General features: G+C 66.9%; 25 protein-coding genes and 2 pseudogenes. 10 read left to right on the top strand and 17 right to left on the bottom strand.

Annotated elements, in window-relative coordinates; all coding sequences use genetic code 11:
- Window positions 1-36: 36 nt before the first annotated feature.
- The 4 genes from NI18_RS28120 to NI18_RS17495 all read right to left on the bottom strand — a co-directional run bounded on the left by NI18_RS28120 (window position 37) and on the right by NI18_RS17495 (window position 3,381).
- Entirely contained in the window at window positions 37-723 is a 687-nt protein-coding gene (locus NI18_RS28120; RefSeq protein ID WP_347574881.1) for an MFS transporter, read from the bottom strand.
- Window positions 669-1,256: an MFS transporter gene (locus NI18_RS28115; protein WP_347574880.1), complete on the bottom strand. Its 588-nt coding sequence runs from the start codon at window positions 1,254-1,256 to the stop codon at window positions 669-671. Before NI18_RS28115 ends, NI18_RS28120 begins: the two co-directional genes overlap by 55 nt.
- An 89-nt stretch (window positions 1,257-1,345) precedes the next feature.
- Window positions 1,346-2,707 carry an ATP-binding protein gene (locus NI18_RS17500; protein WP_052149305.1) on the bottom strand — a complete coding sequence of 454 codons (1,362 nt, stop codon included), beginning with the start codon at window positions 2,705-2,707 and terminating at the stop codon, window positions 1,346-1,348.
- Window positions 2,704-3,381, bottom strand: a complete 678-nt coding sequence (locus NI18_RS17495; protein ID WP_031440241.1) for a response regulator transcription factor — start codon at window positions 3,379-3,381, stop codon at window positions 2,704-2,706. Before NI18_RS17495 ends, NI18_RS17500 begins: the two co-directional genes overlap by 4 nt.
- Window positions 3,382-3,530: 149 nt before the next feature.
- Between NI18_RS17495 and NI18_RS17490 the strand changes: the two genes are divergently transcribed.
- The 7 genes from NI18_RS17490 (at window position 3,531) to NI18_RS17470 (ending at window position 9,932) form a co-directional block, all read left to right on the top strand.
- Entirely contained in the window at window positions 3,531-4,826 is a 1,296-nt protein-coding gene (locus NI18_RS17490) for a glycosyltransferase family 1 protein (RefSeq protein WP_084215269.1), read from the top strand.
- Between the two features lie 95 nt (window positions 4,827-4,921).
- Window positions 4,922-5,815, top strand: a complete 894-nt coding sequence (locus NI18_RS17485; protein ID WP_052149304.1) for a lysylphosphatidylglycerol synthase domain-containing protein — start codon at window positions 4,922-4,924, stop codon at window positions 5,813-5,815.
- 39 nt (window positions 5,816-5,854) lie between these two features.
- Complete coding sequence (locus tag NI18_RS17480; protein ID WP_235188331.1) at window positions 5,855-6,679, top strand: hypothetical protein; 825 nt, start codon at window positions 5,855-5,857, stop codon at window positions 6,677-6,679.
- Between the two features lie 87 nt (window positions 6,680-6,766).
- Window positions 6,767-7,258, top strand: coding sequence for a hypothetical protein (locus tag NI18_RS27325; RefSeq protein ID WP_306286497.1), 492 nt, complete (start codon window positions 6,767-6,769; stop codon window positions 7,256-7,258).
- Window positions 7,240-8,943 carry a prolyl oligopeptidase family serine peptidase gene (locus NI18_RS17475; RefSeq protein ID WP_306286496.1) on the top strand — a complete coding sequence of 568 codons (1,704 nt, stop codon included), beginning with the start codon at window positions 7,240-7,242 and terminating at the stop codon, window positions 8,941-8,943. Before NI18_RS27325 ends, NI18_RS17475 begins: the two co-directional genes overlap by 19 nt.
- Window positions 8,913-9,218, top strand: a complete 306-nt coding sequence (locus tag NI18_RS27320; protein ID WP_306286495.1) for a prolyl oligopeptidase family serine peptidase — start codon at window positions 8,913-8,915, stop codon at window positions 9,216-9,218. Before NI18_RS17475 ends, NI18_RS27320 begins: the two co-directional genes overlap by 31 nt.
- Window positions 9,219-9,278: 60 nt before the next feature.
- The gene (locus NI18_RS17470) at window positions 9,279-9,932 is read left to right on the top strand and encodes an SOS response-associated peptidase family protein (protein WP_037531789.1); all 654 of its coding nucleotides are present in this window, start codon (window positions 9,279-9,281) and stop codon (window positions 9,930-9,932) included.
- A gap of 103 nt (window positions 9,933-10,035) precedes the next feature.
- Here the strand turns inward: NI18_RS17470 and NI18_RS17465 are convergent, their stop codons facing one another.
- From NI18_RS17465 to NI18_RS17455, 3 genes are all read right to left on the bottom strand, one after another.
- Window positions 10,036-10,617 (bottom strand): hypothetical protein, encoded by a 582-nt coding sequence (locus NI18_RS17465; protein WP_159511613.1) that lies wholly within the window; start codon window positions 10,615-10,617, stop codon window positions 10,036-10,038.
- A 12-nt stretch (window positions 10,618-10,629) separates the two neighbouring features.
- Window positions 10,630-11,052, bottom strand: coding sequence for a hypothetical protein (locus NI18_RS17460; protein WP_037531788.1), 423 nt, complete (start codon window positions 11,050-11,052; stop codon window positions 10,630-10,632).
- 180 nt (window positions 11,053-11,232) lie between these two features.
- Window positions 11,233-11,691: a membrane protein gene (locus tag NI18_RS17455; protein WP_031440233.1), complete on the bottom strand. Its 459-nt coding sequence runs from the start codon at window positions 11,689-11,691 to the stop codon at window positions 11,233-11,235.
- 190 nt (window positions 11,692-11,881) lie between these two features.
- On the opposite strand from NI18_RS17455, the gene NI18_RS17450 reads away from it, so the two are divergent.
- Window positions 11,882-12,253 carry a hypothetical protein gene (locus tag NI18_RS17450; RefSeq protein ID WP_052149303.1) on the top strand — a complete coding sequence of 124 codons (372 nt, stop codon included), beginning with the start codon at window positions 11,882-11,884 and terminating at the stop codon, window positions 12,251-12,253.
- 68 nt (window positions 12,254-12,321) lie between these two features.
- Here the strand turns inward: NI18_RS17450 and NI18_RS27315 are convergent, their stop codons facing one another.
- Window positions 12,322-13,146 carry an EAL domain-containing protein gene (locus NI18_RS27315; RefSeq protein WP_306286494.1) on the bottom strand — a complete coding sequence of 275 codons (825 nt, stop codon included), beginning with the start codon at window positions 13,144-13,146 and terminating at the stop codon, window positions 12,322-12,324.
- Between the two features lie 26 nt (window positions 13,147-13,172).
- Window positions 13,173-14,054, bottom strand: coding sequence for a sensor domain-containing diguanylate cyclase (locus tag NI18_RS27310; RefSeq protein WP_306286493.1), 882 nt, complete (start codon window positions 14,052-14,054; stop codon window positions 13,173-13,175).
- Between the two features lie 456 nt (window positions 14,055-14,510).
- Here NI18_RS27310 and NI18_RS25880 point away from each other — a divergent pair, with 456 nt between their 5' ends.
- Complete coding sequence (locus NI18_RS25880) at window positions 14,511-14,669, top strand: hypothetical protein (protein ID WP_156363512.1); 159 nt, start codon at window positions 14,511-14,513, stop codon at window positions 14,667-14,669.
- Window positions 14,670-14,750: 81 nt separating this feature from the next.
- Here the strand turns inward: NI18_RS25880 and NI18_RS17440 are convergent, their stop codons facing one another.
- The 7 genes and pseudogenes from NI18_RS17440 to NI18_RS17410 all read right to left on the bottom strand — a co-directional run bounded on the left by NI18_RS17440 (window position 14,751) and on the right by NI18_RS17410 (window position 23,555).
- Window positions 14,751-15,437, bottom strand: coding sequence for a response regulator transcription factor (locus NI18_RS17440; RefSeq protein WP_031440230.1), 687 nt, complete (start codon window positions 15,435-15,437; stop codon window positions 14,751-14,753).
- Window positions 15,438-18,112, bottom strand: a pseudogene (locus NI18_RS17435) (sensor histidine kinase KdpD).
- On the bottom strand, window positions 18,112-18,702 hold the full coding sequence (gene kdpC, locus NI18_RS17430) for a potassium-transporting ATPase subunit KdpC (RefSeq protein ID WP_031440228.1): 591 nt from the start codon (window positions 18,700-18,702) through the stop codon (window positions 18,112-18,114). The pseudogene NI18_RS17435 and the gene kdpC overlap by 1 nt, the downstream one beginning before the upstream one ends.
- 12 nt (window positions 18,703-18,714) lie before the next feature.
- Window positions 18,715-20,750 (bottom strand): annotated as a pseudogene (kdpB, locus tag NI18_RS17425) (potassium-transporting ATPase subunit KdpB).
- Between the two features lie 12 nt (window positions 20,751-20,762).
- Complete coding sequence (gene kdpA / locus NI18_RS17420) at window positions 20,763-22,466, bottom strand: potassium-transporting ATPase subunit KdpA (protein ID WP_037531785.1); 1,704 nt, start codon at window positions 22,464-22,466, stop codon at window positions 20,763-20,765.
- 14 nt (window positions 22,467-22,480) lie between these two features.
- Window positions 22,481-22,570, bottom strand: coding sequence for a K(+)-transporting ATPase subunit F (gene kdpF / locus NI18_RS17415; protein ID WP_037531783.1), 90 nt, complete (start codon window positions 22,568-22,570; stop codon window positions 22,481-22,483).
- Between the two features lie 106 nt (window positions 22,571-22,676).
- Window positions 22,677-23,555, bottom strand: a complete 879-nt coding sequence (locus NI18_RS17410; protein WP_037531780.1) for a TorF family putative porin — start codon at window positions 23,553-23,555, stop codon at window positions 22,677-22,679.
- 297 nt (window positions 23,556-23,852) lie between these two features.
- Here NI18_RS17410 and NI18_RS17405 point away from each other — a divergent pair, with 297 nt between their 5' ends.
- The gene (locus NI18_RS17405) at window positions 23,853-24,332 is read left to right on the top strand and encodes an SRPBCC domain-containing protein (RefSeq protein WP_031440224.1); all 480 of its coding nucleotides are present in this window, start codon (window positions 23,853-23,855) and stop codon (window positions 24,330-24,332) included.
- Window positions 24,333-24,722: 390 nt separating this feature from the next.
- On the opposite strand, the gene NI18_RS17400 is transcribed toward NI18_RS17405, so the two are convergent.
- Entirely contained in the window at window positions 24,723-25,199 is a 477-nt protein-coding gene (locus NI18_RS17400) for a hypothetical protein (RefSeq protein WP_031440223.1), read from the bottom strand.
- Window positions 25,200-25,211: the final 12 nt, after the last annotated feature.

Raw genomic sequence — 25,211 nt, 5'->3', positions numbered from 1 at the left:
GGCGCAAGTGGCTGAAATCGGCGGCGCGTCGACGGATCAGCGCCGGCGTCCGGCCGCGACGACCTGAAGCAGCACCGCCGCCGCGGACAAGGCCGCGCCCAGGCCCGTGACCGCGACCCAGCCGTCCATGTGCCATGCCCAGGTCGCGCCGGCGGATCCCGCCGCGCCGCCGAGGAACATCGCCCCCATGAAGATCGTGTTGAGCCGGGCGCGGGCCTCGGGCCGCAGCGCGTAAACCACATGCTGGTTGGAGACGAGCGCGCTCTGCACACCGAAATCGAGCAGGATCACGCCGACCACCAGCCCGGCAATCGAACTCCACAGCGCAAAGACCGCCCAGCTTGCCAGCGTCAGCACGGCCCCGAGCAGGATCACCAGCCTGGGACCGCGGCGGTCGGCGATACGCCCGGCGACCGGCGCGGCGAGCACGCCGACCGCGCCGACCACCCCGAACAGACCCGCGATATCCGCCCCCAGACCGAAGCGCGGACTCTGCAGATGGATCGCGAGGATCGTCCAGAACACGCTGAACGCGCCGAACAGCAGCGCCTGCGTGATGGCGGCCTTGCGCAGCGCGCCGAACTCCCGCCAGAGACCGCCGAGCGACCGCAGCAGCCCTGCATAACCGAGATCCGCGGTCGGGACGCTGCGCGGCAGCCGCAACGCCATCACCACCCCGCGCCAAGCGCCATCGGCACGCCCAGCCAGAACATCGCTCGCCACCCGGCATGCGTCGCGACGAAACCCGCCAGCGTCCGGCTGAGCAGGATGCCGCACAACAGCCCCGCCATGACCGTCCCGACCGTTGCACCGCGTCGTTCCGGGCTTGCGAGATGCGCGGCGAACGGCACGACCTGTTGCGCGACGGTCGACAATATCCCGACGAGCAGCGACGCGGCGATCAGCATCGCCGCGCTCGGGGCGATCGCCGCGAGGATCAGGGCCGCGGCCAGCCCCAAGAACTGCACGACGATCAGGCGCCGGCGTTCGACCAGGTCGCCGAGCGGCACCAGCAGGAACAGCCCCGCGGCATAGCCAAGCTGCGTCGCGGTCGGCACCAGGCTGGTCGCGGCCCCGGGCAGGTCGCGCTCGATGATCCCCAGCATGGGCTGGTTGTAATAGATATTGGCGACGGCAACGCCGGCCGCCGCGGCCATCACGAACGTCAGCCCCCGACCGAGATGGTGTCCGCCCGGCGGGCCTGGCATCGACGCATCCGGCTCCAAGGGGCCACGGTCGTCCGCAATACTCGTCATACCAAATTCCTCTGCGACCGCGTGCCCGCTATGTGGACCATGGTGCAATGCCCGATAAGAGCGCGTCAGTGGCGAAGATGGGGTCGCGATCAGCGGCGCATCAATGCGGTGCGGAAGGTAATCGCGAACCGGGTCCGCCCCGGCCGCGACGCGAGCACCACCCGCGTCGCGTGCGCCTCCGCGACCTGCGCGACGATCGCCAGCCCCAGCCCGCTGCTGGCGGATGCGGCACGATCGCGTTTCCAGAAACGGCGAAAGATCGACGGCTGATCCGCCTCGGGGATGCCGGGGCCGTCGTCGCAGACCGCCAGCGTGCCGTCTGTCCCGATCGTCACGTCGATCCGACAGCCAGGACCGCTATGCTTGACCGCATTCTCGATCAGGCAGCCCAGCGCCTTGGCGATCCAGGCCGCATGGCCCGCGACCATCACGCTGTCCGCCTCCGTCGACAGCGCGATCGACTTGCCCTGACGGATCGCCAGCGGCGCGATCGAGGCCACGCCGTCGGTCGCTATCGCGACGAGATCGACCGATGCCGCGGTATCCAGCGCGACGGTTTCGAGCTCGGCGATCTCCAGCACCTGCTCGACGATGCGGCCGAGCGTGTCGAGATCGCTGCGCAGCGTCGCTCGCAACGTCGCATCCTCGACCTCCTCAACACGAAGCCTGGCCACCGCGATCGGCGTGCGCAGTTCGTGCGCCGCATCGGCGATGAAGTCGCGCTGCATGCGGTAGCTCGACGTCAGACGCTCCAGCAGCGCATTGACCGCACGCGCGAGCGGACGCACCTCGGCCGGAAGCCGGTCGTCATGCAGCCGCAAATCGAGCGGCAGCGCATCGTCCGTCCGCAGCGATGCGGAGGCTCGCCGTACCGGCGCGACCGCACGCCGGATGATCAGCACGTCGATCGCCAGCAGAACCAGCAGGACCGGCGTCACGATCGCCAGACCGTAGAGCAGGAACTGCGCCAGCAGGTCGTCGAGAATATAGTCCGGGTGGGTCAGGTTCTGCAGGACGACGATCCAGACACGCGCGCTCCCGACGCGCACCGGGCTGCTGGCGCCGGCATAGAAGGCGTGCCGCGACTGCCGGCGGAAGAAACGCTCCTCGTCGCTCAGCGGGATGGCAGCGAGCGGCACCAGGATCGGCGAGTCCGACCGGAACAGGACCGCACCACGCGGATCGACGATGCGGAATGCAAAGCCCGCCCCCGGCGCGAACACCGCGGCGCTGGTCCCGTCCTGGGTCAGGTGCAACCTTCCGGTCGCGTCCTGCGACAGCGCCTGGCGCAGGGCCTGGGCATGGACGTGGACCGTCTGATGCTGGATCCGCGCCGCCGTCGTGTCGAGAAACAGATAGACCCCGCCGGCCACCGCGACGGCGGTGATCAGCACCGCGATCGCGTGCCAGCGCAGGATCTGCGCCATCAGCGACCGTGGCGGCCGCGTCACGCGTCCCGCTCCAGCATCATGTAGCCGACTCCTCGGACCGTAACGATATCCGCGGTCGCCTGCGACTCCGCCAGGCGACGCCGCAGCCGGTGGACATAGACCTCGACCGCATTCGACCCGAGATCGTCGGCGAGCCCGAACAGCAATTGTTCGAGATGCTGCTTGGTCACCACCCGGCTCGTGCGGCGGATCAGCCCGGCGAGCACCTCCAGTTCGCGCGCGGACAAAACGGTCGGCCGGCCGGCAACGGTGACCTCGCGCGTTGCCGGATCGAACCGGACATTGCCGCAATCGATCGTCCGGTCGACAATCGTGCCGCTGCGCCGGAGCAGCGCCTGGATGCGCGCGAGCAGTTCCTCGGGCGCGAACGGCTTGGCGAGATAGTCGTCGGCCCCCGCCTCAAGCCCGGTCACGCGGTGTGCGACGCTCGCCCGCGCGGTCAGCGCGATGACCGGCGTGGGATCGTCGCGGTCACGCAATTCGCGCACGACCGACAGGCCATCGCCGTCCGGCAGCCCGAGATCGAGGATGACCGCGGCATAGCGCGTATAGGACAGGATCAGCCGTGCATCGGCGGCCGTCGCGGTCGCGTCCGCGGCATAGCCCGCCTCGCCGAGCAGCCGGATCAGCATCGTGACCAGATCGGCATGGTCCTCGACGATCAGGATCCGCATCGACGCTCCCCGGTCGGGCTGCCCGGAGCGCACCGCCCGCGCCGATGGCCGCCTGTAAGGCTGGCGTAAGCCGGACGGGATAGGCCGACCGATCCTCGATCCCGATCGATGTCGCGCGATGCGCCGTCAGCAAAAATCAGAGTGTCTCCATGTCCGATATCCTTGGCCCGTTCGAACGGCTTGCAGCGACCCGCGCCGCGGTGTCCCGCGTCCGTGCGGCGCCCTACCAGCCGCGCCGGGTCGCCCTGTTCTCGGGCAACTACAACTATCTGCGCGACGGCGCCAACCAGGCGCTCAACCGCCTTGTTGGGTATATTGAGCGCGACGGCGTCGACGTCCGGGTCTATTCACCGACATCGCCCCGCCCCGCCTTTGACCCCAAGGGCACATTGGTGTCGGTCCCGTCGGTTCGCATTCCGGGTCGCGGCGAGTATCGGCTGGGGCTCGGATTGCCGGCGGCGGTCCGGCGCGATGTCGAATGTTTCCGCCCCGACATCGTCCACCTGTCCGCCCCCGACTGGACCGGCGTTGCCGCGCAGCGGCTGGCGCGGACGATGGGCGTCCTGGTCGTCGTCAGCCTGCACACGCGGTTCGAGACCTATGCGCAATTCTATGGTGCGGGATTGATCCGGCCAACGATGGAACGGCATCTCGACCGGTTCTACACCGGCAGCGACGCGATCCTCGTGCCCACCCCTCCCATCGCCGCCGAGTTTTCCGCCAAGGGGCTTGGCGAGCGGACACGTCTCTGGGGTCGCGGGGTCGATCGCGACGCCTTCTCTCCGCGCCACCGCGACCTGGCCTGGCGCCGGCACATGGGCATCGCCGACACCGACATCGTCCTGCTCTTCTTCGGCCGGCTGGTCCGCGAGAAGGGACCGGCGCTGTTCGCCGACATCGTCGACGCGGTTCGCAAGGGTAGCGGAGATCTGTGCGGATCATCCGCCACGATCCGGGCCGTGATCGTCGGCGACGGGCCCGAACGGGACTGGCTAACGCGGCGCCTGCCGGACGCGATCCTCCTCGGCAGCCTGTCGGGCGACAGACTGGCCCGCGCAGTCGCCAGCGCGGATATTTTCGTCAATCCGAGCATTACCGAAGCCTTTGGCAACGTGACGTTGGAAGCGATGGCATCGGGATTGCCGAGCGTGTGCGTCGACATCCCCAGCGGACGCAACCTGCTGCGCAAGGAAACGGGCATGTTCTTCGCCGCGAACGATCTCGATGCGGCGGTTGCCGCGGTTCGCCGTCTTGCGCTGTTCTCGGATCTGCGCGCGTCGATGGGCCGGGCCGCACGTGCGGCAAGCGCGGCCTATGACTGGGACACGGCGTCGGCGATGGTCCTCGACGCCTATCGTGCGCTATTGGGCACGGACACGGTGTCGGCAACCGCCGATCCGGGTGCCGCGCCGGCACTCTGGCGGAACCGGTTGGCCGCGGGCTGAGCGTCATGACAGAACAGTGCAGCGCCCGGACGCCGTCAGGCTGGCGACGTCTCCTGTCATCGTCGTCGGTGCGAACGGCAGCCGCTGCTGCCGCGATGCTCGCCGTCGTCGCGATCGCCCTGTCGGCGCTCGCAAGCCTGCTCGACGGGGTCGACTGGACCGACATCCGCGACGCGCTGACGCGGATCGGCTGGGTCCGGCTGCTGCTCGCGGCCGGGATCACCGCAACCAGCTACGGCGTGCTGACCGGCTATGACGTGATCGCGCTGCGGGTCATCGGGCGACGCGTCGCCTATCCCCGGGCGGCGCTCGCCTCGTTCACCAGCTATGTTTTCAGTCACAATTTCGGGTTCGCGCTGCTGACCGGCGGAACCGCACGGTTGCGGATCTACCGGCCCGCAGGGCTGACGATCGGCGAAGTCGGTCATGTCATGGTGCTGACCGGCCTGACCTTCTGGTCCGGGGTGCTCCTACTGCTGGGGATCGGGCTTGTCGCCAGTCCCGACAAGCTGGCGATTGCCGGCATTGCGATGTCCTACCCGGTCCACGCCGCGATCGGCACGGCGAGCCTTGCCCTGCTGGGCGTAGTGCTGATCCTGCTCCACCGGCGCGGCGGTCGGATGATCGTCGCATTCGGCCGCTCGATCCCCGTGCCTCGCACGCGGCAGGCGCTGATCCAGATGATGCTGGCGAGCATCGATCTCGTCCTCGCGGCGCTGGTCTTGATCGTCCTGCTGCCCGGCGCGTCGCTTGCCCTGCTTCCCGGCCTGTTGCTCGGCTATTTGGTGGCGATCACGACGGGACTCATCACCCACGCGCCGGGCGGCGTGGGCGTGTTCGAAGCGGTGATGCTGGCAAGCCTTCCCGAGATCGACCGCGCGACGCTGTTCGCCGCCTTGCTAGCCTATCGGATGGTCTATTTCCTGATCCCGCTGGCCATCGGATGGTGCTGTTCGCGCTTCATGAAGTCGACCTGCGGGCCCGCGTAAGGTCGGCGTAAGTCGGCGCGGCGATGAGCGCATGTCCTCATGCTCCAGCCATCGGAACCCGTCACCATGATCATCCGCGCGCGGCCCTGCGCCCCGTTCTCCCTCGCAGCGTTCTGCGCCCCCGCCCTCCTAGCCGCCAGCACCGGTGCGGCCGCGCAAACGCGATCGGCAGACGCCCAGCCGGTGCCGGGCGCGACCGCGATCGCGGGGGCGACGTCCGCGGCGATCCCCGCCATCCCCGAACCGATGATCTTTGACATGGTCCGGCCACTCGGCGCACGGCGCGGCGAGCTCGAGACCAACACGCTCGCCCAGGTCAATCTCAGCGGACCGTCGCGCCATGTCGAATGGGCTCCCGAGGTCGAATATGCGGTCGCCGACGGCTTTGCGGTCGAGCTTGAGCTGCCGTTCACCAATGGCCGGCCGACCGATCTCAAAATGGGGCTGCAGGGGACGTTCGGCACGTTTCGCGGCGGACGCAGCATCCACGGCGTCCAGTATCTCGGGCTTCACAATCGCAGCGACGGGGGCTGGTCGAGCAGCCTGGTCTATCTGCTCGGCAACCGCTTCGGCGAACGGTTGAGCACGATGACGATGATCGGCGCGGGCGACGTGACGCTCAGGAGCACGAAGGGCACCGGGCTGATCGTCAATCACTCGACATTCTGGGATGTCGATAACGGCACCGTGCTCGGGTTCGAGGTAAACCGGCAGACGGGGGCGAGCGGCCATTGGCTCCTGATGCCACAGCTGCACCGCGCGATCGGGCGGAAGGTCTCGGCGCAGATCGGTGCGGGCGCCGAACGGGCCGTGTCGGGTCCATTCCGACCGCGCGTCGGCCTGCGCATCATCCGCGAATTCTAAGGTGCCAGCTGCCACGCAGGCCGGGCCCGCTGGTGCCGGCACGCCCGACATGCCACACCCCTGACATATCAGAACAAGGAGTTATGAATGCGCGCCAGTGCCTGTTTGATCGCTCTCCTCCTCGTCACGACCAGCGCGGTCGTCTCCGGCGCCAGCGCGCAGACGCCGGGCACGCCCTATCACCGCGCGCCCGATGCGATCGCACGGGCGCTGGAGACACCCCCGACCCCAGGCGTCTCTGTCAGCCCCGACCACCGGACGCTCGCGATCCTCGGTCGCGAGAATCTTCCGTCGATCGCCAATCTGTCCAAACCGATCCTGCGGCTCGGTGGCTATCGCATCGATCCCGCGACCAACGGCCAGGCCGAGGTCCGCGTGCAGTGGCTGAACGCGCTGCAGTTCAAGGATCTGGCGAGCGGCAAGACCATTAATGTCGCGCTGCGGCCGGACTACGCTTTGCCGCACCCGACTGGTCGCCCGACGGCACCCGCCTCGCCTTCTACGCACAGCAGCCCGACGGTCTCTCGCTGTGGATCGCCGAGCGTGACGGCAGCGCGCGCATGGTGGCCAGCGGCCTGAACGGCACGTTCGGCACGCCGTTCGCCTGGATGCCCGACAGCACGGCGCTGATCGCCTACACCGTCCCCGCGAACCGCGGCCCCGCGCCGGTCGCCGGCGACACGCCGACGGGCCCCGTCGTCCAGGAAAGTGCAGGCCGATCGTCGGCGGCGCGAACCTATGAGGATCTGCTCGGCGATGCGCAGGACGAGGCCCTGTTCGATCATTATTTCACGGGCCAGCTCGTCCGGATCGCGCTGTCGGGTGCCGCCCGGCCGATCGGGGCACCCGGGCTCATCACCGAGTTCAGCGTCTCGCCCGACGGCCGGTATCTGCTGACCGAACGGCTCAAGCGCCCCTATTCCTATCTGCTGCCCGCGCGCTATTTCCCGACCGAGATCGCCGTCGCGACGATCGATGGCCAGCGGGTACGGACGCTGGTCGATCGCCCGCTCGCCGACGATCTTCCGGTCGACTTCGACGCCGCCGTCAAGGGACCGCGCGAGGCGATGTGGCGATCCGACGCCCCCGCCACGCTCGTCTGGGCGGAAGCGCTCGACGGCGGCAATCCGCGTGCGAAGGTCGCCTTCCACGACGTGGTCAAGATGCAGGCAGCACCGTTCGAAGCAGCGCCGGTCGATCTGGCGATGACCCCGGCGCGCTATGCGACGACCTTCTGGGGCGATGACGGCTTCGCGATGGTCGTCGATCGCGAATGGCGGTCGCGGACCGAACACCGGCTCGCGGTCGCACCGGCGCGACCGGGCCAGGCGCGCACGCTGCTGACCCGCAATTATCAGGACCAATATGGCGACCCGGGTCGGCCGGTCGTCGAATCGAACGCCGCGGGCAAACCGGTGATGCGCTTCACCCCGGACCATAAGGCCGTCTACGTCACCGGCGACGGTGCGACCAAGGCGGGCGCCTTCCCCTTCCTTGCGACGCTGCCGCTTACAGGCGGCGAACAGACGCGGCTATGGTCCGCCAAGCCGCCCTATTACGAAACCGTCGTCGCGATGCTCGACGATACCGGGCAGCGCATCCTCACGCGCCGCGAAAGTGCGAAGCTCGCCCCCAATTACGTCGTGCGCAGCGTCAGGGGCGGCAGTGCCAAGCCGGTCACCGCGTTCGCCGATCCTGCCCCGGTGTTCGCCGGCGTGACGCAGCGCACGATCACCTATCCCCGCGCCGACGGGCTTGCGCTGTCCGGGTCGCTCTACCTGCCCGCGGGCTATGATGCGAAGCGCGACGGGCCGCTGCCGACCTTGCTCTGGGCGTACCCCGCCGAATTCACCGATGCGAAGGTCGCCGGGCAGACCGTCGACCAGGGCAATCGCTTCGTGCGCCCACGCGGCATCAGCCACCTGTTCCTGCTGACCCAGGGCTATGCGATCCTCGACAATCCGGCGATGCCGATCATCGGCGAAGGCGGCACGGAGGCGAACGACACCTACGTCAAGCAACTCCAGCAGAATGCGCAGGCGGCGGTCGATGCCGTCGTCAAGCTCGGGGTCGCCGACCGGACCCGCATGGCGGTCGGCGGGCACAGCTATGGCGCGTTCATGACCGCCAATCTGCTCGCGCATACCGATCTCTTCCGCGCAGGCATCGCCCGGTCGGGCGCGTATAACCGCACGCTGACCCCGTTCGGTTTCCAGGCCGAACAGCGGACCTATTGGCAGGCGACGCGACCTATACCGAAATGAGCCCGTTCACCTATGCCGACCGGATCAAGGCGCCGATCCTGCTGATCCACGGCGGCGCGGACGACAATAGCGGGACCTTCCCGATCCAGTCCGAACGCATGTACGCTGCGCTCAAGGGCAATGGTGCGACCGTGCGCTACGTCGTCCTGCCGAACGAGCCGCACGGCTATCGCGCGCTGGAGTCGACCGAAGAGACGCTGTGGCAGATGACGGACTGGCTGGACCGCTACGTGAAGCCGAAGCCGGCAACGGAGACGGCGGAGCGCCGGCCGTGACCGGGCGGTGCTCCTTTCCGCAGGCTTGCGCGACCGCCGATCGCATCGCATCCCCACCCCATGTGTAATCGCGCGCGGTTCGAGGGCGAGCCCGAAACCCTGACCCAGGTCTTTGGCGCGGGCTGGCTGACGCCAAGGCCGATGGATAACCGGTTCAATCCGACCGAGCTCTATCCCAAAAGCCGCGCCTATGTGATCCGCGAGCAGGACGGGGCCCGCGGGCTCGACGTGATGCAGTGGGACGTGACCGCCGGGCAGGCGCCATGGCCGATGACCAATGTCCGCAACCTCGCGCTCCCACAGTGGAAAGCGCTCGCGGCGAACCCCGAAAACCGGTGCCTGATCCCGCTCACCGAATTCTGCGAATGGACGCCCGACCCCGTTGATCGCGGCGACGGGAAAAAGCCCATCAAGGGCGAGATGTGGTTCGACGTCATCGACCAGGACGTGTTTGCGATCGCCGGATTCTGGCGCCAGATCGGCGAGCAGCGCTATTTCGCGATGGTCACCTGCGACGCGAATGACCTGGTCGCGCCGATCCACCCCAAGGCGATGATCACCATCCTACATCCGGACAGTCACGCGCTCTGGCTCACCGGTCGCTACGACGACGTCGTGGCACTGCAGCGCCCCTATCCGGCCAGCCGGATGACGGTGCGCGGCCCCGTCTTTCCGACCCGCACCGCCGCGCCAACGGGCCGCACCCTGCTATAAGTGTCGAACTACCCAGCGCGGCAGCGGGCCGCGCGCCAACGCCAAGCGGCAATCACCCACAACCATGATCAGGCGGGCGGCGTACCGCCCGCCTGACCGATCGTCACTTGGGGGCGGACGGCGCGGCGGGCGCGACCGTGGTGGCGACAGGCGTCGCGGCGATCGGCGCACCCGGCGACGCCACCGTCGCGGCCGGGGATTTCATCGTCTGGCGGATGAACACGGTCTGGTTGATCTGCTCGAACGCCGTCTGATAGACCGACACGTCGTAGATCGGCTCTTCGTCCTGCGCCCCGGAGCCATAGACGGTCGATTTGACTTTCCCCATGACGAAGCTCAGCCGCACATGCGTCGTCGACGGGCTGGTCTGCTCGATAAAGGCCGAGACGATCGGCGTCTTCTTCGATTTACCGAAACCGGTCCACAGGCTGTACGACATCTTGCCCTTGGTCGAGGCGATACCGGTGATCAGCCCGGTGTCCTTGTCGGCGGCCTGGATACGATAGCCCGAATCCTGCAGCACCGACATGACGGCGCCGAACACCTGATCCTTGCTCGCCTCAATGTCCCGACCCTGCAGTTGCTGGAGTTCGAGCGACGACATGACGACCGGCTTTTTTGCAAGGACGACAGACGCGTCGAGGCACGCACCCGCCATGGCGAGCGCTACGATAAGCTTCTTCATTGATATTCCCCCTTAAAACGAACTGCTGCGGCTTTGAAAATCGCTGACCACCTTGTTCGCGTCGAACTTGATCACGAGTGTCATGGCGCGCGACGACTGGCTCGACCGCGACTTCTTGTTGCTGAACCCCAGACCGCCCAGCCCCGCGGCGCCGCCGCCACCACCGCCGCCGAACAGGCCGATCGAAAACCCCGATGTCTTGTCGTAAGACACCGTGGCATGGCGGTCATAGACCCACATTTCCTGTCCGGAACCATCGATAGTGGTAATGTTGGGCCCGCCAAACGCCTCGATGATCTGTGCCTGCGTCGTGGTGCCGACCTTCAGGTTCATCTGCACCATGCCGTGCGTCAGCGTGTTCGGATCATCCTTCGCCGAAACCCCTGCCGGAACCGTCGCCGCAAATGCCGCAGCCAGAATGATTGCTCGAATCATAGATCCCCCCCGTAATATCTCGCGCTTATCACTGTTGTTTGTGCGCGAGAAGGCGGAGCCGGAGGCAATAGATCGATATCTGATGTATTGTGGCGAAGCGAAGTCTGAAGACAGCCAGATCTAGTCGGAGATCGTGCCGTCAGCGGAGGCGTGGTGGCCGCCGCTGACGGCGATCCGGCGTCAGGCGTGCGCCGGCCTGGCGTGAACGATCGCGGTCGCCGCGGACATCAGGATCGCGTCCTCGACGAACCCGGTGCTCGTCTGCCCCCAGCGTTCCATCGCCCATTTGCGGGCGGCGAGGCCACCATAGGATGACAGGATCGCCGCACCGATCCCGAGCGCTGCGCCCGTCAGCTGACGCTTTGGCGGGGCGAGCGCCGCGCCGGCAAAGCCGCCCGTGATCGTGCGCGCGAGCAGACCGAGGAACACCGTACGATCGGGCGCGGTCTTCATCTTATCGCCGGCCATTTCGGCCGCGGCCATCGCCACGCCCCCGGCGGTGATCAGCGGCATCGCCATCAGACGCGCCCCGGCGGTGTCCTCGGGGAGTGTGCCGCGCTGGGCGGCGCCGGCTAGTGCAGCAAGTGGCGTCATCGCACGCTGTCCGGCCACCAGGCCTATCAGAAGGGAACGAAGCATAAGGGATCCTGTCGGTTGGAGCGATTGTCTGATCGGCCTCGTCAACGGATGACACCGTCAATGCGCTCCATCGCTGCGCGCGCTCGATCGTGCACCGACCTGCGTATCACCCCGATACGCAGAGCGGCGCCCGCAAACGCGCTTGAACGTCCCCGATTTGCGCATATGCCGGAATGCATTGGAGCGAACGATGAATGATCCGGCGAATACCAAAAGCGCGGCGTGGGACGGGACCCTAGTCAAAATCTGGCTCGAGCGGCGGCTCGCCGCGGCGAAGCTCGACCAGGCAATGGCGGACCGGCGCGGCTACGAGGCGCAGGACGATTATGACAAGGCGGCCGCCGAGGAATGGGCCTGTCGGGCGCTTCAGGCACCGGACTGCACCGCGGATCAGGCCGGTTTTGCAAAACGGCTCAAGGACCTGATCGCGCAGGACGATTATACCGCAACCGGTATCTATGACGATATCCGGTTCCAGCGCCATGTCCGCAGCCAGCTGCGCAAGATTGCCAAGATGACCAAGACCAATGAAGGGTTCGAAAGGACGCTCCGCTATCAGTAAAGCCGGGCTGCGAGCGCAGCGCAGCGCCCGGATTTCGCGGTACCGCCGGCACTAGGTCGGCCGCATCCTCACGAGGCCCGTGCCATCGCGCCGCTGCCGACACGCCGCGCCTCGCGCTGCCCGTGCTTCGCCAGGAGCGCGGTCGTCGCATCCCGGTCGACCGCGGGGGAAAATACGAATCCCTGGCCAAGCACGCAGCCGATCGCGCGAAGCTGCGCGATCTGCCGGTCCGACTCGATTCCCTCCGCGACGATCCGGATGCCCATCTTCTTGGCGACACGGATCAGCCCTTCGACGATCGTCGCGCTGACACTGTCGGGTTCGAGATGATCGACGAACGTCTTGTCGATCTTGATCACGTCGACGGGCACCGTCAGAAGATGCGTGAGCGACGCGAAACCGGTCCCGAAATCGTCGAGCGCCACCCGGATGCCGTGGTCGCGGAGTGCGCGGATCGCCTCTTGGATCGCCTGGTCGCCTCGGCCCATATACACGGTCTCGGTGACCTCCAAGATGACATGCTCGAGCGAGACGTCATGGCGTTCGAACGCTGATGCGAGCACGCGCGCAATCGCCCCGCCGCTCAAATCCTCCGACGAGACGTTGATCCCGACATGCTGGACCGCGAGACCCAGATCGAGCCAGGTCCGGATGTCGACGGCTACAAGCCCCATCATCCGTTCGGTCAGCGCGGTCGAAACCCGCGCATCGCTGGTGGCTTCGTGGAACGCGGCGGCGGAAATGATCCTGTCGTCAATGCGCATCCGGCACAGCGCTTCCAGACCGACGATCTCACGCGTGTCAAGCCGGAAGATCGGCTGGTAATAGGCCTCGATCCGTCCGTCGCAGAGTGCTGCGCTGACATCGCGGATCGCGTGCAGGCGCCGCGTCATGCTCGAACCCAGCGCGGCCGAATACATCACGAAGCTGCCGCGCGCGGTATCCTTTGCGTGATACAATGCGAAATCAGCGTTCTGGCGCACAGGTCGGTGACGGGATCGCCCGCGATATAGACCGCGCCACCGATGGTCGCGCGCGGCACGACGATCTGGCCGCCGCAATCGGCGGGTCGGCCCAGCGCATCGAGGATCCGCTGCGCGATCGCATCGGGTTCGGCTAGATCGTCCGCCGACTCCAGGATCAGCGCGAATTCGTCGCCGCCGACCCGAAAGGTCCGCCCGGGCTCCCCCGCCGCCGCGATGCGCTGACCGACGATTCGCAGGACAGCATCGCCGGCCGGATGCCCGAACGTGTCGTTGATCACCTTCAGATTGTCGAGATCGAGCACGAACAGCGCCCAGCGCTCGACCGCCCGTTCCCGGATATCGGCCAATGCCGCATTGAAGGCGGCCCGGTTGGGCAGCTCGGTCAGTGTGTCGGTAAAGGCGCGCCGCTCATGTTCGACGACGCGATTATGGCGGTCAATGGCGATCAGGCAGAGATGCAGGCAATGCTCGACGAGCACGCGTTCGAACGCCGTCGGCCCCCGCGCTTCGCGGTAGTAAAAGGCAAAGGTCGCCACGGTAACGCCGTCCGGATTTGATATCGGACTCGACCAGCAGCCGCGCAGACCAAGCGGCGCCACCAGATGCTTGAAATCGGCCCAGCGCGGATCGGTCGCGATATCCGCGACGCTGACGTCGGTGCCAAGATACGCGGCGGTGCCGCACGACCCCGCCAGCGGCCCGATCGCGGCGCCATCGATCGCCTGCGAATACGACTCCGGAAGACTGGGGCCGGCCAGCGGATGCATCCTGCCCGCGCGGTCGACCGTCAGGACCGAACAGATCACGCCGGGCACCAGCTGCTCGACCTTCTCGCATACGACCGGCAGGTCACGTCCAGACTCTCGCCCCGTGCAATCCTCTTGAGTATCGCGTTCTGGAGTTGCAGCACCACACGCTGGGTATCATCACCGACTGGATAGGATAGATCGGTCATGGAGAAATCATAAGCCATGGATGCATCTGAGAACAATTTCTATTTACTTTTCATGAACATCCCAAACGGCTATAGTTCAGCCCGATTTGGCATGTATCCATTCGTCAACGGACGCGCACCCAGAACTGTACTGCACGAGCCCTCCGGAGTCCGACCGACACGCACGGACTTCGCCACGGATTGAGGGTCCTTAGCCAAAGAACATATAGCGAACAATAGGTCTTGTCGCGATCTGGTCCCGCGCCTAGGACGCCGCATGGCTGGCACTCGCCGGCGGCGGAACACACGCGGGCGATGCTGCGCGAGGGGCTTGACGATGACGGACGCAGATCGGTGCTATTTCGAACGGCGAGCCGAGCAGGAAATTGCAATGGCCGCCGCCACCGAAGATCCAAGCGCCTGCGCCCGCCATTACGAACTCGCGAACCTGTATCTGTCGCTCATTTCGGAAACGCCCGTCAGCACGGCCGCCTGACGAGGACACCGGCATCGGTCAGGCATCCAAGTCGCGGTGCCCGTCGATGCTATGTCAATCGAGATATCCGCAAGGACCTCGCTACGCATCGGCACGCAAGCGGTAGCCGACGCCCAGTTCGTTGGCGATCACGCTGCCGACTGGTCCCGGGTGCTCCAGCTTCTGCCGCAGGTTGCGGATGACGATGCGGAGGTATTCGACGCGCGGGTCTTCCTCGCCGCCCCAGGCCGCCGCGAGCACGCGCTGATGCGTCACGACGCGGCCGATGTGCCGGGCGAGCACCGCGAGCACGTCATGCTCCTTGCGAGTGAGATGCAGTTCCTCGTCGCCGCGGAACACGACCCGACGATCGAGATCGATGCTGACGTCACCGGTGCGCACGATCTTAGGCGTGGTTTCAGACAGTCCATGATGACGCAGCGCCACGCGCAGGCGGGCGAGCAGTTCCTCGCTGTCGAACGGCTTGGTGATGAAATCATCCGCCCCCAGGTCGAGTGCCGTGACCTTCTCGTCGACCGCATCGCGTGCCGACACCACCAGGATCACGGCATCGCCGTGCGTCCGCAGCAGCGGGATGAGGCTCAACCCGTCGCGGTCGGGCAGACCGAGGTCGAGCAGGACCGCGCTCGGATGCTCGACCGCCGCCTGCTGCAGCGCCTGCCGCCCGTCCTCGGCCTCGACCACGGCATAGCCCGCGCGGGTGAGCGTGTTGCGCAGCAGGCGGCGGATCGCGGCTTCGTCGTCCACCACGAGAATCTTTGCGGGCATTCAGGCGATGCTTTCGGGTTTGAGGTCGCGGACGATGAGCGCGCGGGGGAAGATCAGTGCGAAGGCGGCTCCGCTACCATCGTTGCGGTTCCCGGCCTCGACCATCATGTCCATCGCCTCCGCGAACGCCTTGACGATCGCGAGGCCGAGCCCCGTTCCACCCACCGCGCGATCGGACCCTTCGAGGCGGCGGAACGTCTCGAACACTTCGGTTTCCTTGCCCGGCGGCAGGCCGGGTCCGTGATCCATGACCGCCAGACGAAGCTCGCCGAACCGGTGCCGCCCCTCGATCACGATCTCGGTCCCGGGATCGCCGTAGCGCCCCGCATTGTCGAGCAGGTTGAGCAGGCAATGATGGAGCAGCTGCGGGTCGGTGTAGACCAGTGGAAGATCGGGCGGGACGTCGAGCCGAACCGCATGGCCCTCCAGCGCGCGCCGCGCATCGTGCGCCGCGCCGGTGACCGCATCGCTGAGGTCGGTCGGTTCGATGTTAAGCTTCAATGCGCCCGCCTCGACCCGGGCCATGTCGAGCAGATTGGCGACGAAACGATTGAGCCGCGCGGCCTCGGCCTTGATCGTCGCGATCAGGTCGGGCGTCGCGCCATGCTCGAGCTGGTCCGCCGCGGCAATGACCGCGGTAAGCGGCGTGCGCAGGTCATGGCTCACCGACGACAGCAGCGCCGCGCGCAGGCGGTCGCGCGTCCGCACGGTCTCGACATCGCGCATCTCGACCTCGAGCCGCAACCGCTCGAGCACCAAGGCGGACTGGTCGAGCAGGCTGCTGAGCAGCGGCAGCTGGTCGGCGCGGACCGGGTCGGCCGCGCTATCCTTCGCCACGCCCAGCACGCCCAGCACGCGGCCGCCGGCCTTCAGCGGCTGAAACAGCCACTCCGATGCCGCAAGCGTGCCCGATCCTTTCCCGGCCGCCATCCCCGTGTCCAGCGCCCAGGTCGCCGCGGCGGTATCCATCGTGCCGAGATGATAGCCGGCATCGCTGGCCGCGAGGATCTCCAGGCTCTTGCCGATCCCGGGCACCAGCAGGACGACCTGTACGTCGAGCAGCCCGCGGACGTCGTCGCAGATCATCTGCGCCGCGACGTCGATGTCGTTGACGCTCGTGATCTGGCGCAGAAAACCGGCAAGCGTCGCGTTGGTCCGCGCACTCGCCGCGGCCAGATCCGCCTGCGCCCGGACACGTGAGGTCAGCTGGCTCGTCGCGACCGCGATGGCGAGCAGGACGACGACAGAGACCAGATTTTCGGGATTGCTGATGCTCAGCGTACCGACCGGCGGCAGGAAGAAGAAGTTGTAGGCAAGGCTGGAGGCGATCCCCGCGTAAAGACCGGTCCGCAGGCCATAGAGGCTGGCGGCGGCCATGACCGGCAACAGGTACAACAGCGCGACGTTGCCGAGATCGAGGATGTGGAACAGGGCACTGGCGACGCCGGTGACGCTCGCGACGAGTGCGGTCGTAACTATATAGCCGGCGGGCGTACCCCACCGCGCCGGCCGGCGCCGGCCGCGTTCCCGGCCGCGCGGGTCTGCAGCCACGGGCAGCACATGGACGGTGACCCCCGGGGTATCGCGGATCACGCGGTCGACGACCGAACCGTGCAGGAACTCGAACCACCGCGACCGGTGCGACTTTCCCATGACCAGCTGCGTCGCGCGGGCATCGGCGAGAAAGCCCTGAATACCCGCCACCACATCGGTCGCAGGCACCGTCGCGACGGCTGCACCGAGCTGCGTCGCCAGCGTCATCGCCGCGGCAACGCGTTGATGTTCGGCGTCGGAGAAATTCGCGACGCGCGGGGTTTCGATGAAGAGCGCGGTCCAGGGGCCACGCAGACCGTCGGCCACGCGCTTGGCGGCGCGCACGAGCGTGTCGGCACCGGGCAGTTCGTTGATCGCGACGACGATCCGGTCGCTGCCCGCCCAGGTGCCGCCGAGCCCGAGTGCACGAACGTCGTCGAGCATCCGCGCGTCGACCGCCTGTGCCGCGCGCCGCAGCGCCAGTTCGCGCAAAGCGGACAGGTTCGATTTGGAGAAGAAGTGCGACAGCGCCCGCGTCGCCTCGTGCGGCAGATACACCTTGCCCGCGCGCAGTCGCTCGATCAGCTCGTCGGGCGGGATGTCGACGACCTCGATCTCGGCCATTTCCAGCACGCTGTCGGGTACCGTCTCGCGGACCCGGACGCGGGTGAAGCTGGCGACGATGTCGTTCAGGCTCTCGACGTGCTGGATGTTGACGGTCGAATAGACGTCGATCCCGGCGACCAGCAGTTCCTCTACGTCCTGATAGCGTTTGGGGTGGCGACTGCCCGGCGCGTTGCTATGTGCGAGCTCGTCGACGAGGACGAGACGCGGCGCCCGCGCGAGGATCGCATCGAGATCCATTTCCTCCAGCGTGCGGCCCTCATAGGCGATCGCCCGCCTCGCGATGATCTCGTGGCCGCGGGTCAGCGCCTGGGTTTCCGCCCGGCCGTGCGTCTCGACCACGCCGACGACGACGTCGACGCCGTCGCGGCGCCGCGCCGCGCCCTCGGACAGCATCTCGAACGTCTTGCCGACTCCGGGCGCGGCGCCGAGGAACACCTTGAAACGCCCCCTGCCCTCCTGCGCAGCAGCGCGCAGGAGGCGTCGGGGTCAGGTCTGCCGTCACCCGAGACCGGCATCAGCGCGCGGGCGCGCCCGAGGCCGACAGGCCGTCGAGCGCGCGGTTGAGCGCCAGCACGTTGACGTGCGGCTCCCCGAGGATGGACGCATCCGTTGCATCCGTGACCAAAGCGCGAACCCGCTCGACCGACACGCCGCGAACACGCGCGATGCGTGGCGCCTGCGTCAGCGCGGCGGCGGGCGACAGGTCGGGGTCGAGGCCCGAACCACTGGCGGTGACCAGATCGGCAGGCACCGGACCAGCCACACCCTCGGCACGGCGTTTCGCGACGTCGGGCGTCACGCGATCGACCAGCGCCTGGCTCGCCGGTCCGAGATTCGACCCCGACGACGCCAGACCGTCATAGCCCTTGCCGGCCGCCGATGGCCGCGTCTGGAAGTAGCGATCGGTCGTGAACGCCTGCCCCACCACGGTCGAGCCAATGACGGTCCCGCGCGCATCGCGCACCAGGCTGCCGTTCGCCTGAGAGGGGAAGATCGCCTGGCCGATCCCGGTCATGGCGAGCGGGTAGACGAGCCCGAGAAGGACCGCGAACAGGATCGTCATGACGATCGCCGGCCGCAGCGCGGAGGTGAAATCCTTGCCCATGTCTGTCTTTCCTTATGCGAGACCGAGGCCACCGACCACAAGGTCGATGAGCTTGATGCCGATGAACGGTGCGACGAGGCCACCCAGACCGTACACCGCGAGGTTGCGTGCGAGCAGCGGTCCGGCTGCCATCGGCCTGTAGGCGACGCCGCGTAGTGCCAGCGGGACGAGGCACGGGATGATGACCGCGTTGAAGATGATCGCCGACAGGATCGCGCTTTCGGGCTCCCCAACCGCATAACGTTGAGCACGCCGAGCCCCGGATAGAGCACGACGAACATCGCCGGGATGATCGCGAAATATTTCGCGACGTCGTTGGCGACCGAGAAGGTCGTCAGCGCCCCGCGCGTCATCAGCAGCTGCTTGCCGAGGCCGACGACCTCGATCAGCTTGGTCGGATCGCTGTCGAGATCGACCATGTTGCCCGCCTCGCGCGCCGCCTGCGTGCCGGTGTTCATCGCGACCCCGACATCGGCCTGCGCCAAGGCAGGCGCATCGTTGGTGCCGTCACCGCACATCGCGACGAGCCGGCCGCCGGTCTGTTCCTTGCGGATCAGCTCCAGCTTGTCCTCGGGCGTCGCCTGGGCGAGGAAATCGTCCACCCCGGCCTCGGCCGCGATCGCCGCGGCGGTCAGCGGGTTGTCGCCGGTGATCATAACCGTGCGGATGCCCATCGCACGCAGCTCGCCGAACCGCTCGCGGATGCCGGCCTTGACCACGTCCTTGAGGAAGATCGCGCCGAGCAGGCGCCCGTCCTGCGCCACCGCCAGCGGTGTCCCGCCCGCGCGGGCGATCTCGTCGGTGATCCGGCGCAGTTCGGTCGCCGCGGCGGTTTCGCCCGATCCGGCATTGGCGCGCAGGATCGAGTCCACCGCCCCCTTCTGGATCAAGGTGTCGGCCATCTTCACGCCCGAAATGCGGGTCTGCGCGGTGAACGGGATGATCTCGGCCCCGGTAGGGAGCGCGGTGATCGCGACGTTGAATGTTTGCCGCGCGAGCAGCACGATCGAGCGGCCTTCCGGCGTTTCGTCCGCCAGGCTGGCGATCAACGCGGCTTCGGCCAATTGCTGCGCGCTGGTGCCGGAGACCGCGCGGAACTCGCTCGCCTGCCGGTCGCCGATCGTGATCGTACCGGTCTTGTCGAGCAACAGGACGTCGATGTCGCCTGCCGCCTCGACCGCGCGTCCCGACTTGGCGAGCACGTTGAAGCGCACCAGCCGGTCCATGCCCGCGATCCCGATCGCCGACAGCAAGGCGGCGATCGTCGTCGGGATCAGCGTGATGAGCAACGCCGCCAGCATCGCCACCGGGATCGACCCGCCGGCATAGGACGCGAAGCCCGGGACAGTGCCGACCGCGATCAGGAAGATGATCGTCAGCCCGACGAGCAGCAGCGTCAGTGCGATCTCGTTCGGCGTCTTCTGCCGCTCGGCCCCCTCGACCAGCGCGATCATCCGGTCGAGGAACCCCTTGCCGGGTTCGACCGTCACCTTGACGCGGATCTCATCGGAAATGACGCGCGTGCCCGCCGTCACCGCCGAGCGGTCGCCGCCCGCCTCGCGGATCACCGGCGCGCTCTCGCCGGTGATTGCCGCCTCGTTGACCGAGGCGACACCCGAAACGACATCGCCGTCCGACGGGATCAGGTCGTTGGTCTCGACCAGCACGATATCACCGACCTTGAGCTGGCTGGCGGGCACCGCGTCGAACTCGCGCCCGTCGCCTTTGAGCCGCTTGGCGGTCAGTTCCGCCTTGGTCGCGCGCAACGACGCCGCCTGCGCCTTGCCGCGCCCTTCGGCCAAGGCTTCAGCAAACGTGCCGAACAGCACGGTCAGCCACAACCAGATGACGAGCTGGAGCTTGAAGCCGATCGACAGGTTATCCTGCCCGACCACGAGCAGGACGGTCATCAACGCCGCGACCACGGCGGTAACGAACATCACTGGATTGCGAACGAGTTCCTTCGGATTGAGCTTGAGGAACGACGCCTTGATCGCGGGGACGACGAGGTCGGCCGTGAACAGGCTTTTTGTCTGGGTCTTTGCCATGGTGGCCCCCGATCAGGACAATGTGCCGCTGATCATCGCGAGATGATCGGCGATGGGACCGAGCGCGAGGCCCGGCAGGAAAGTGAGACCACCCAAGATGAGGATGATGCCGACCAGCAGCCCCACCCACAGCCCGCCCGTCGTCGGGAACGAGCCCGCGCTTTCGGGCGTGTACTTCTTCGCGGCCAGGCTCCCGGCGATGGCGAGCATCGGCACGATGATGAAGAACCGCCCGACCCACATCGCGACGCCCAGCAGCCCGTTGTAATAGGGCGTGTTGGCGGTCAGACCCGCAAAGGCGGAGCCGTTGTTGGCGACCGCGCTGGTGAAGGCGTAGAGAATCTCCGAGAAGCCATGCGGCCCCTTGTTGAGCGGCCCCGCCAGCCCCTGCTGCAACACCGATGACAGCGCGGTCAGCCCGAGGATCATCAACGGCAGCACCGCGATCGCCAGCACCGCCAATTTCACTTCGCGGCTTTCGATCTTCTTGCCGACATATTCGGGTGTGCGCCCGACCATCAGCCCAGCGACGAACACCGCGAGGATCGCGAACAGCAGGAAGCCGTAAATCCCTGCGCCGACGCCGCCGATCACGACCTCGCCAAGCTGCATGTTGAACAGCGGAATCATCCCGCCGAGCGCGGTGAAGCTGTCATGCATGCTGTTGACCGCACCGCACGACGCCGCGGTCGTGACGACCGAGAACAAGGCGGACGCGGCGATCCCGAAGCGGACCTCCTTGCCCTCCATGTTGCCGCCCGCGACGCCGAGACGCTGGAGCACCGGGTTGCCCGCGGCTTCCTGCCAATAGGTGACGGTGACGCCGGCGAGGAACAGGATCAGCATCGCCGACAGGATCGCCCAGCCCTGCTTGGTGTTGCCGACCGCCTTGCCGAACGTCCAGGTCAGCCCGAAGCCGATCAGGAAGATCGACAGCATCTGGACGAGGTTGGTCAGCGCGGTCGGGTTCTCGAACGGATGCGCGGAGTTCGCGTTGAAGAAGCCGCCACCATTGGTGCCGAGCATCTTGATCGCCTCCTGGCTCGCGACCGGGCCGAGCAGAAGCGACTGTTTCGCGCCCTCCAGCGTCTGGACGTCGACGACGCCCGCCATCGTCTGCGGCACGCCGCTGGCGATCAGGAACAAAGCATAGACGATCGAGATCGGCAGCAGGACATAGAGCGTGACGCGCGTCATATCCGCCCAGAAATTGCCGATCGCCTTGGACTCGCGCCGCGCGAAACCGCGGAACAGCGCGAAGGCGAGCGCGATGCCGGTGGCCGCGCTCAGGAAATTGTGGATAGTCAGCCCCAGCATCTGGCTGAGGTTCGACATCGTCGATTCCCCGCCATAGCTCTGCCAGTTGGTGTTGGTGGTGAAGCTGATCGCGGTGTTGAACGCGAGGTTCGGGCTGAGCCCGGCCAGCCCCTGCGGGTTCCCCGGCAGCACGCCCTGCAAGCGCAGCACGGCATAAGTAAACGCCATCAACATAACGTTGAACAGCAGCATGTGGAGCGCATACCGCCGCCACCCCTGCTCGGCATTCGGGTCAATCCCGGCCAGTTTGTAGAAACCGCGCTCGACCGGGCCGAGCACGATGTGGAGCGGCGTCCTCCGTCCCTCGTACAGCGTGAAAAGCCACACGCCGACCGGTTTGGTCAGCGCGAGCAGGATGGCGACGAAGCCGAGGATCAGGATCCAGCCCTGGAATGTCATGGTGTCCGCCTCCTTCAGAAGCGTTCGGGGCGGATCAGGACCGCCACCAGGTAGACGAGAAGGCCAAGCGCGGTCAGCGCCGCGAGCCAGAGGTCGAGCGTCATGCGTGCGTCCTCACGCGTTGTCGCAGAGCCGGGCATAAGCGAGCGTCGCCGCCACCAGCCCGACCATGACGAGGATCCAGATCAGGTCGTCCATCACCATCTCTCCTCAAAAGGCCGCGGTGAGCGACGCGACGATGGTGCCGCCGGCGATATTGCCGCTGCCGTCCTGTCCCTTGCTGAAACTGGGGCGCAGATAGATCGCCTCGGCGCCCGAAATGTCGGTGTCGATGTACGACACGTTGAAGGTGAGGTTGTGCCAGGTCGCATCCGCGCCGAGCGACCAGTCCCAATATTCGCCGGTCGGCGCGACCGCGGTCGCGTTGGGGCCTAGCCCGTCCTGCCCCCAGCTATGCCCGCCATGCGCCTTGGCGGTGATCGGCGTACCGGCCAGCGCAAGCGCGCCGTCGCCCCACAGGTACAGATTGTCGTCCTTGTCGCCCGGACTCGTATAGAGGCCCGCCGCGGCATCGGCGCCGGTCGCATACCATTTGCCGATCGCCTGCTGTTTGGGCGCATAGGCGACGCCCGCGGTCAGCGTTGCGGGGCCGGCGGTGCCGCTGAGCTTGGCATAGGGCTCGGCAAAGTCGGTGTTGTCCGCGCCACCCGGATACATGTACCAGGTCAGCCCGGCGTCGAGCGTCGCATTGTCGGCCAGCTTCACCTTGTAGCCCCCGATCAGATCGAGCTCCATATTGGCGCCGCCGAACGTCCCCCAGCCGGCAAGGTTCGATCCCCAGACGCCGGCATAGAGTCCGCTCTCATGCGACACCGTGATGCCGCCCTGGACGGCCATTTCCCGGTCGGACTGCGACACGCCGCGAAACCGATAGTCGGAGGCGATCGCCGCCGAACCGCTGACCGTCAGCGTTGCCGGCGGGGCCGTATCCGCAGCCGCCTCGGCCTTGTCGCCGGGTGTCGATTGCGCCTGCGCGGTGACGGGAAGAGCGAGGATCGCGACGACCATGGCCGCATGACGGAACTTCATTGATGCACCCCTTGAACGGCGCTCGTCACACGACGATGCCTTCAGAGATGTGCGATTAGGCGCATCGATCGTAGCAATTCGAGATCGATTCCGGGAAATGGCATATAGCGCGCATATAGCTGGCGCATTTTTTACGCTGTGGGCCGATATGCCCGGTGATAAACCGGCGCCAAATTGGCGATGGCGCGCGCGGCCTCGCCGCGGGGGCGATGTGGATCGAGGCACACCGGCAGCTTTGCGAGGCCCGCTTTGCCGTATTGGAGAATGTGATCCGTGACCTGAAGCAGGAGGAAAACGATGAACGGCCAGGGTAGCAATGCGGTCGAGCGCTGCGGCGATCGCGAACTCGTCGTAACGCGGATATTCGATGCGCCGCGCAGCACGGTCTATGAGGCGTGGAGCCAGGCCGATCTCTTCCAGCGATGGTGGGTACCGAAGTCCGTCGCCGGCATTTCGCTGGTCGCTTGCGACCTCGACGTCCGCACCGGCGGCACATACCGGCTGGGGTTCAGCGCCGGCGGCTCCGATATCATGACCTTCTACGGCCGGTATATCGAGGTGGTACCGAACGACCGCATCGTCTGGACCAATGACGAAGGCGAAGAGGGCGCGATCACGACGGTGACCTTCGAGGACCGCGATGCACTGACGCTGCTGACGTTTCGCGAATTCTATCCGTCCCGGGAGGCGCTCGACGAGGCACTGCAGGGCTCGGCGGCAGGATTGCCGGAGCAGCTCGAACAACTCGGCGCATTACTCGCCGGCCAGGATCGATAGCGCGGGTCGGGAACCGCTGCTCTGGGAGTATATGCTCGCTGGAGTCGTGGAGCGTTTGCCAGACCCGCCCAGCTGTCCGCTACGGCATGGATCCCGTGTCTTGGCCAAAGACGAGAAAAGCGCCCCGCATGTCCGTGTGAAAGATCATGGCGGGGCGCCGAGGGTACTCGTCACTGGAGGCGAGAGCCTCGAGTGCTTGATTAGGATCAACTAGTTGATAATGTGTGAAGCATCCCGCCCGCTCCGTGTGACACCGTCGATGTCGCGGGCGGGATGCCGAGCTCTTACCGTCTTGGAGCAGTAAGCTCTGCGACGAGCGTCTCAAATATGGCCGCGGCGGACAAGCCTCATGTCGTCCGCGAATCCCGGATCGAGACAGACAGCGCCCCGTCACGCGCCCTGCCCTCCTTTTCCAACGGCAGCATCGCGATCGGGCGAGCGTCCAACGGCCTTTATCGGGTCGCCGCCGTCGTCTTGTGGCGCTTCTGCCATCACCGGGCACAGGCAAGCGGCGGGCGGCCGTTCATAGGTCGGCAGGCCGCGCGCCTTGCGCAGGCCGATCAGCATATCGACGCTGAGCGGCATTCCGACCTGCCGGCAGATCGCGCTAAGATAGGTCCGGGCATAGGTCGCCCGCGTGTCCGGCGTCCGCGTGATCGCATTGGGTGCCGCGGTGACCACCCGCCAGAACTGGTCGAACGGCGACCGGTCGCCCTCACCCCAGAAATGCAGCAAGGCCAACGCCAGCCGCAGCCCCGGATTTGGCCTCACCGGGTGCGGACAGCAATCGTCGATCGTCTGGTCGAGCACGCACAGCGCGGTGTAGATCAGCCGCGCACGCGTGGGCGGTTTTGCAGGATCGGACATTGGTCACGCACG

This window comes from Sphingomonas sp. Ant20, from assembly GCF_000783375.1.
In the GTDB taxonomy this organism is placed as follows: Bacteria; Pseudomonadota; Alphaproteobacteria; order Sphingomonadales; family Sphingomonadaceae; genus Sphingomonas; species Sphingomonas aerolata.
The sequence above is the reverse complement of the archived record's forward strand: the minus strand, read 5'-3'. Positions and strand labels throughout refer to the sequence as shown.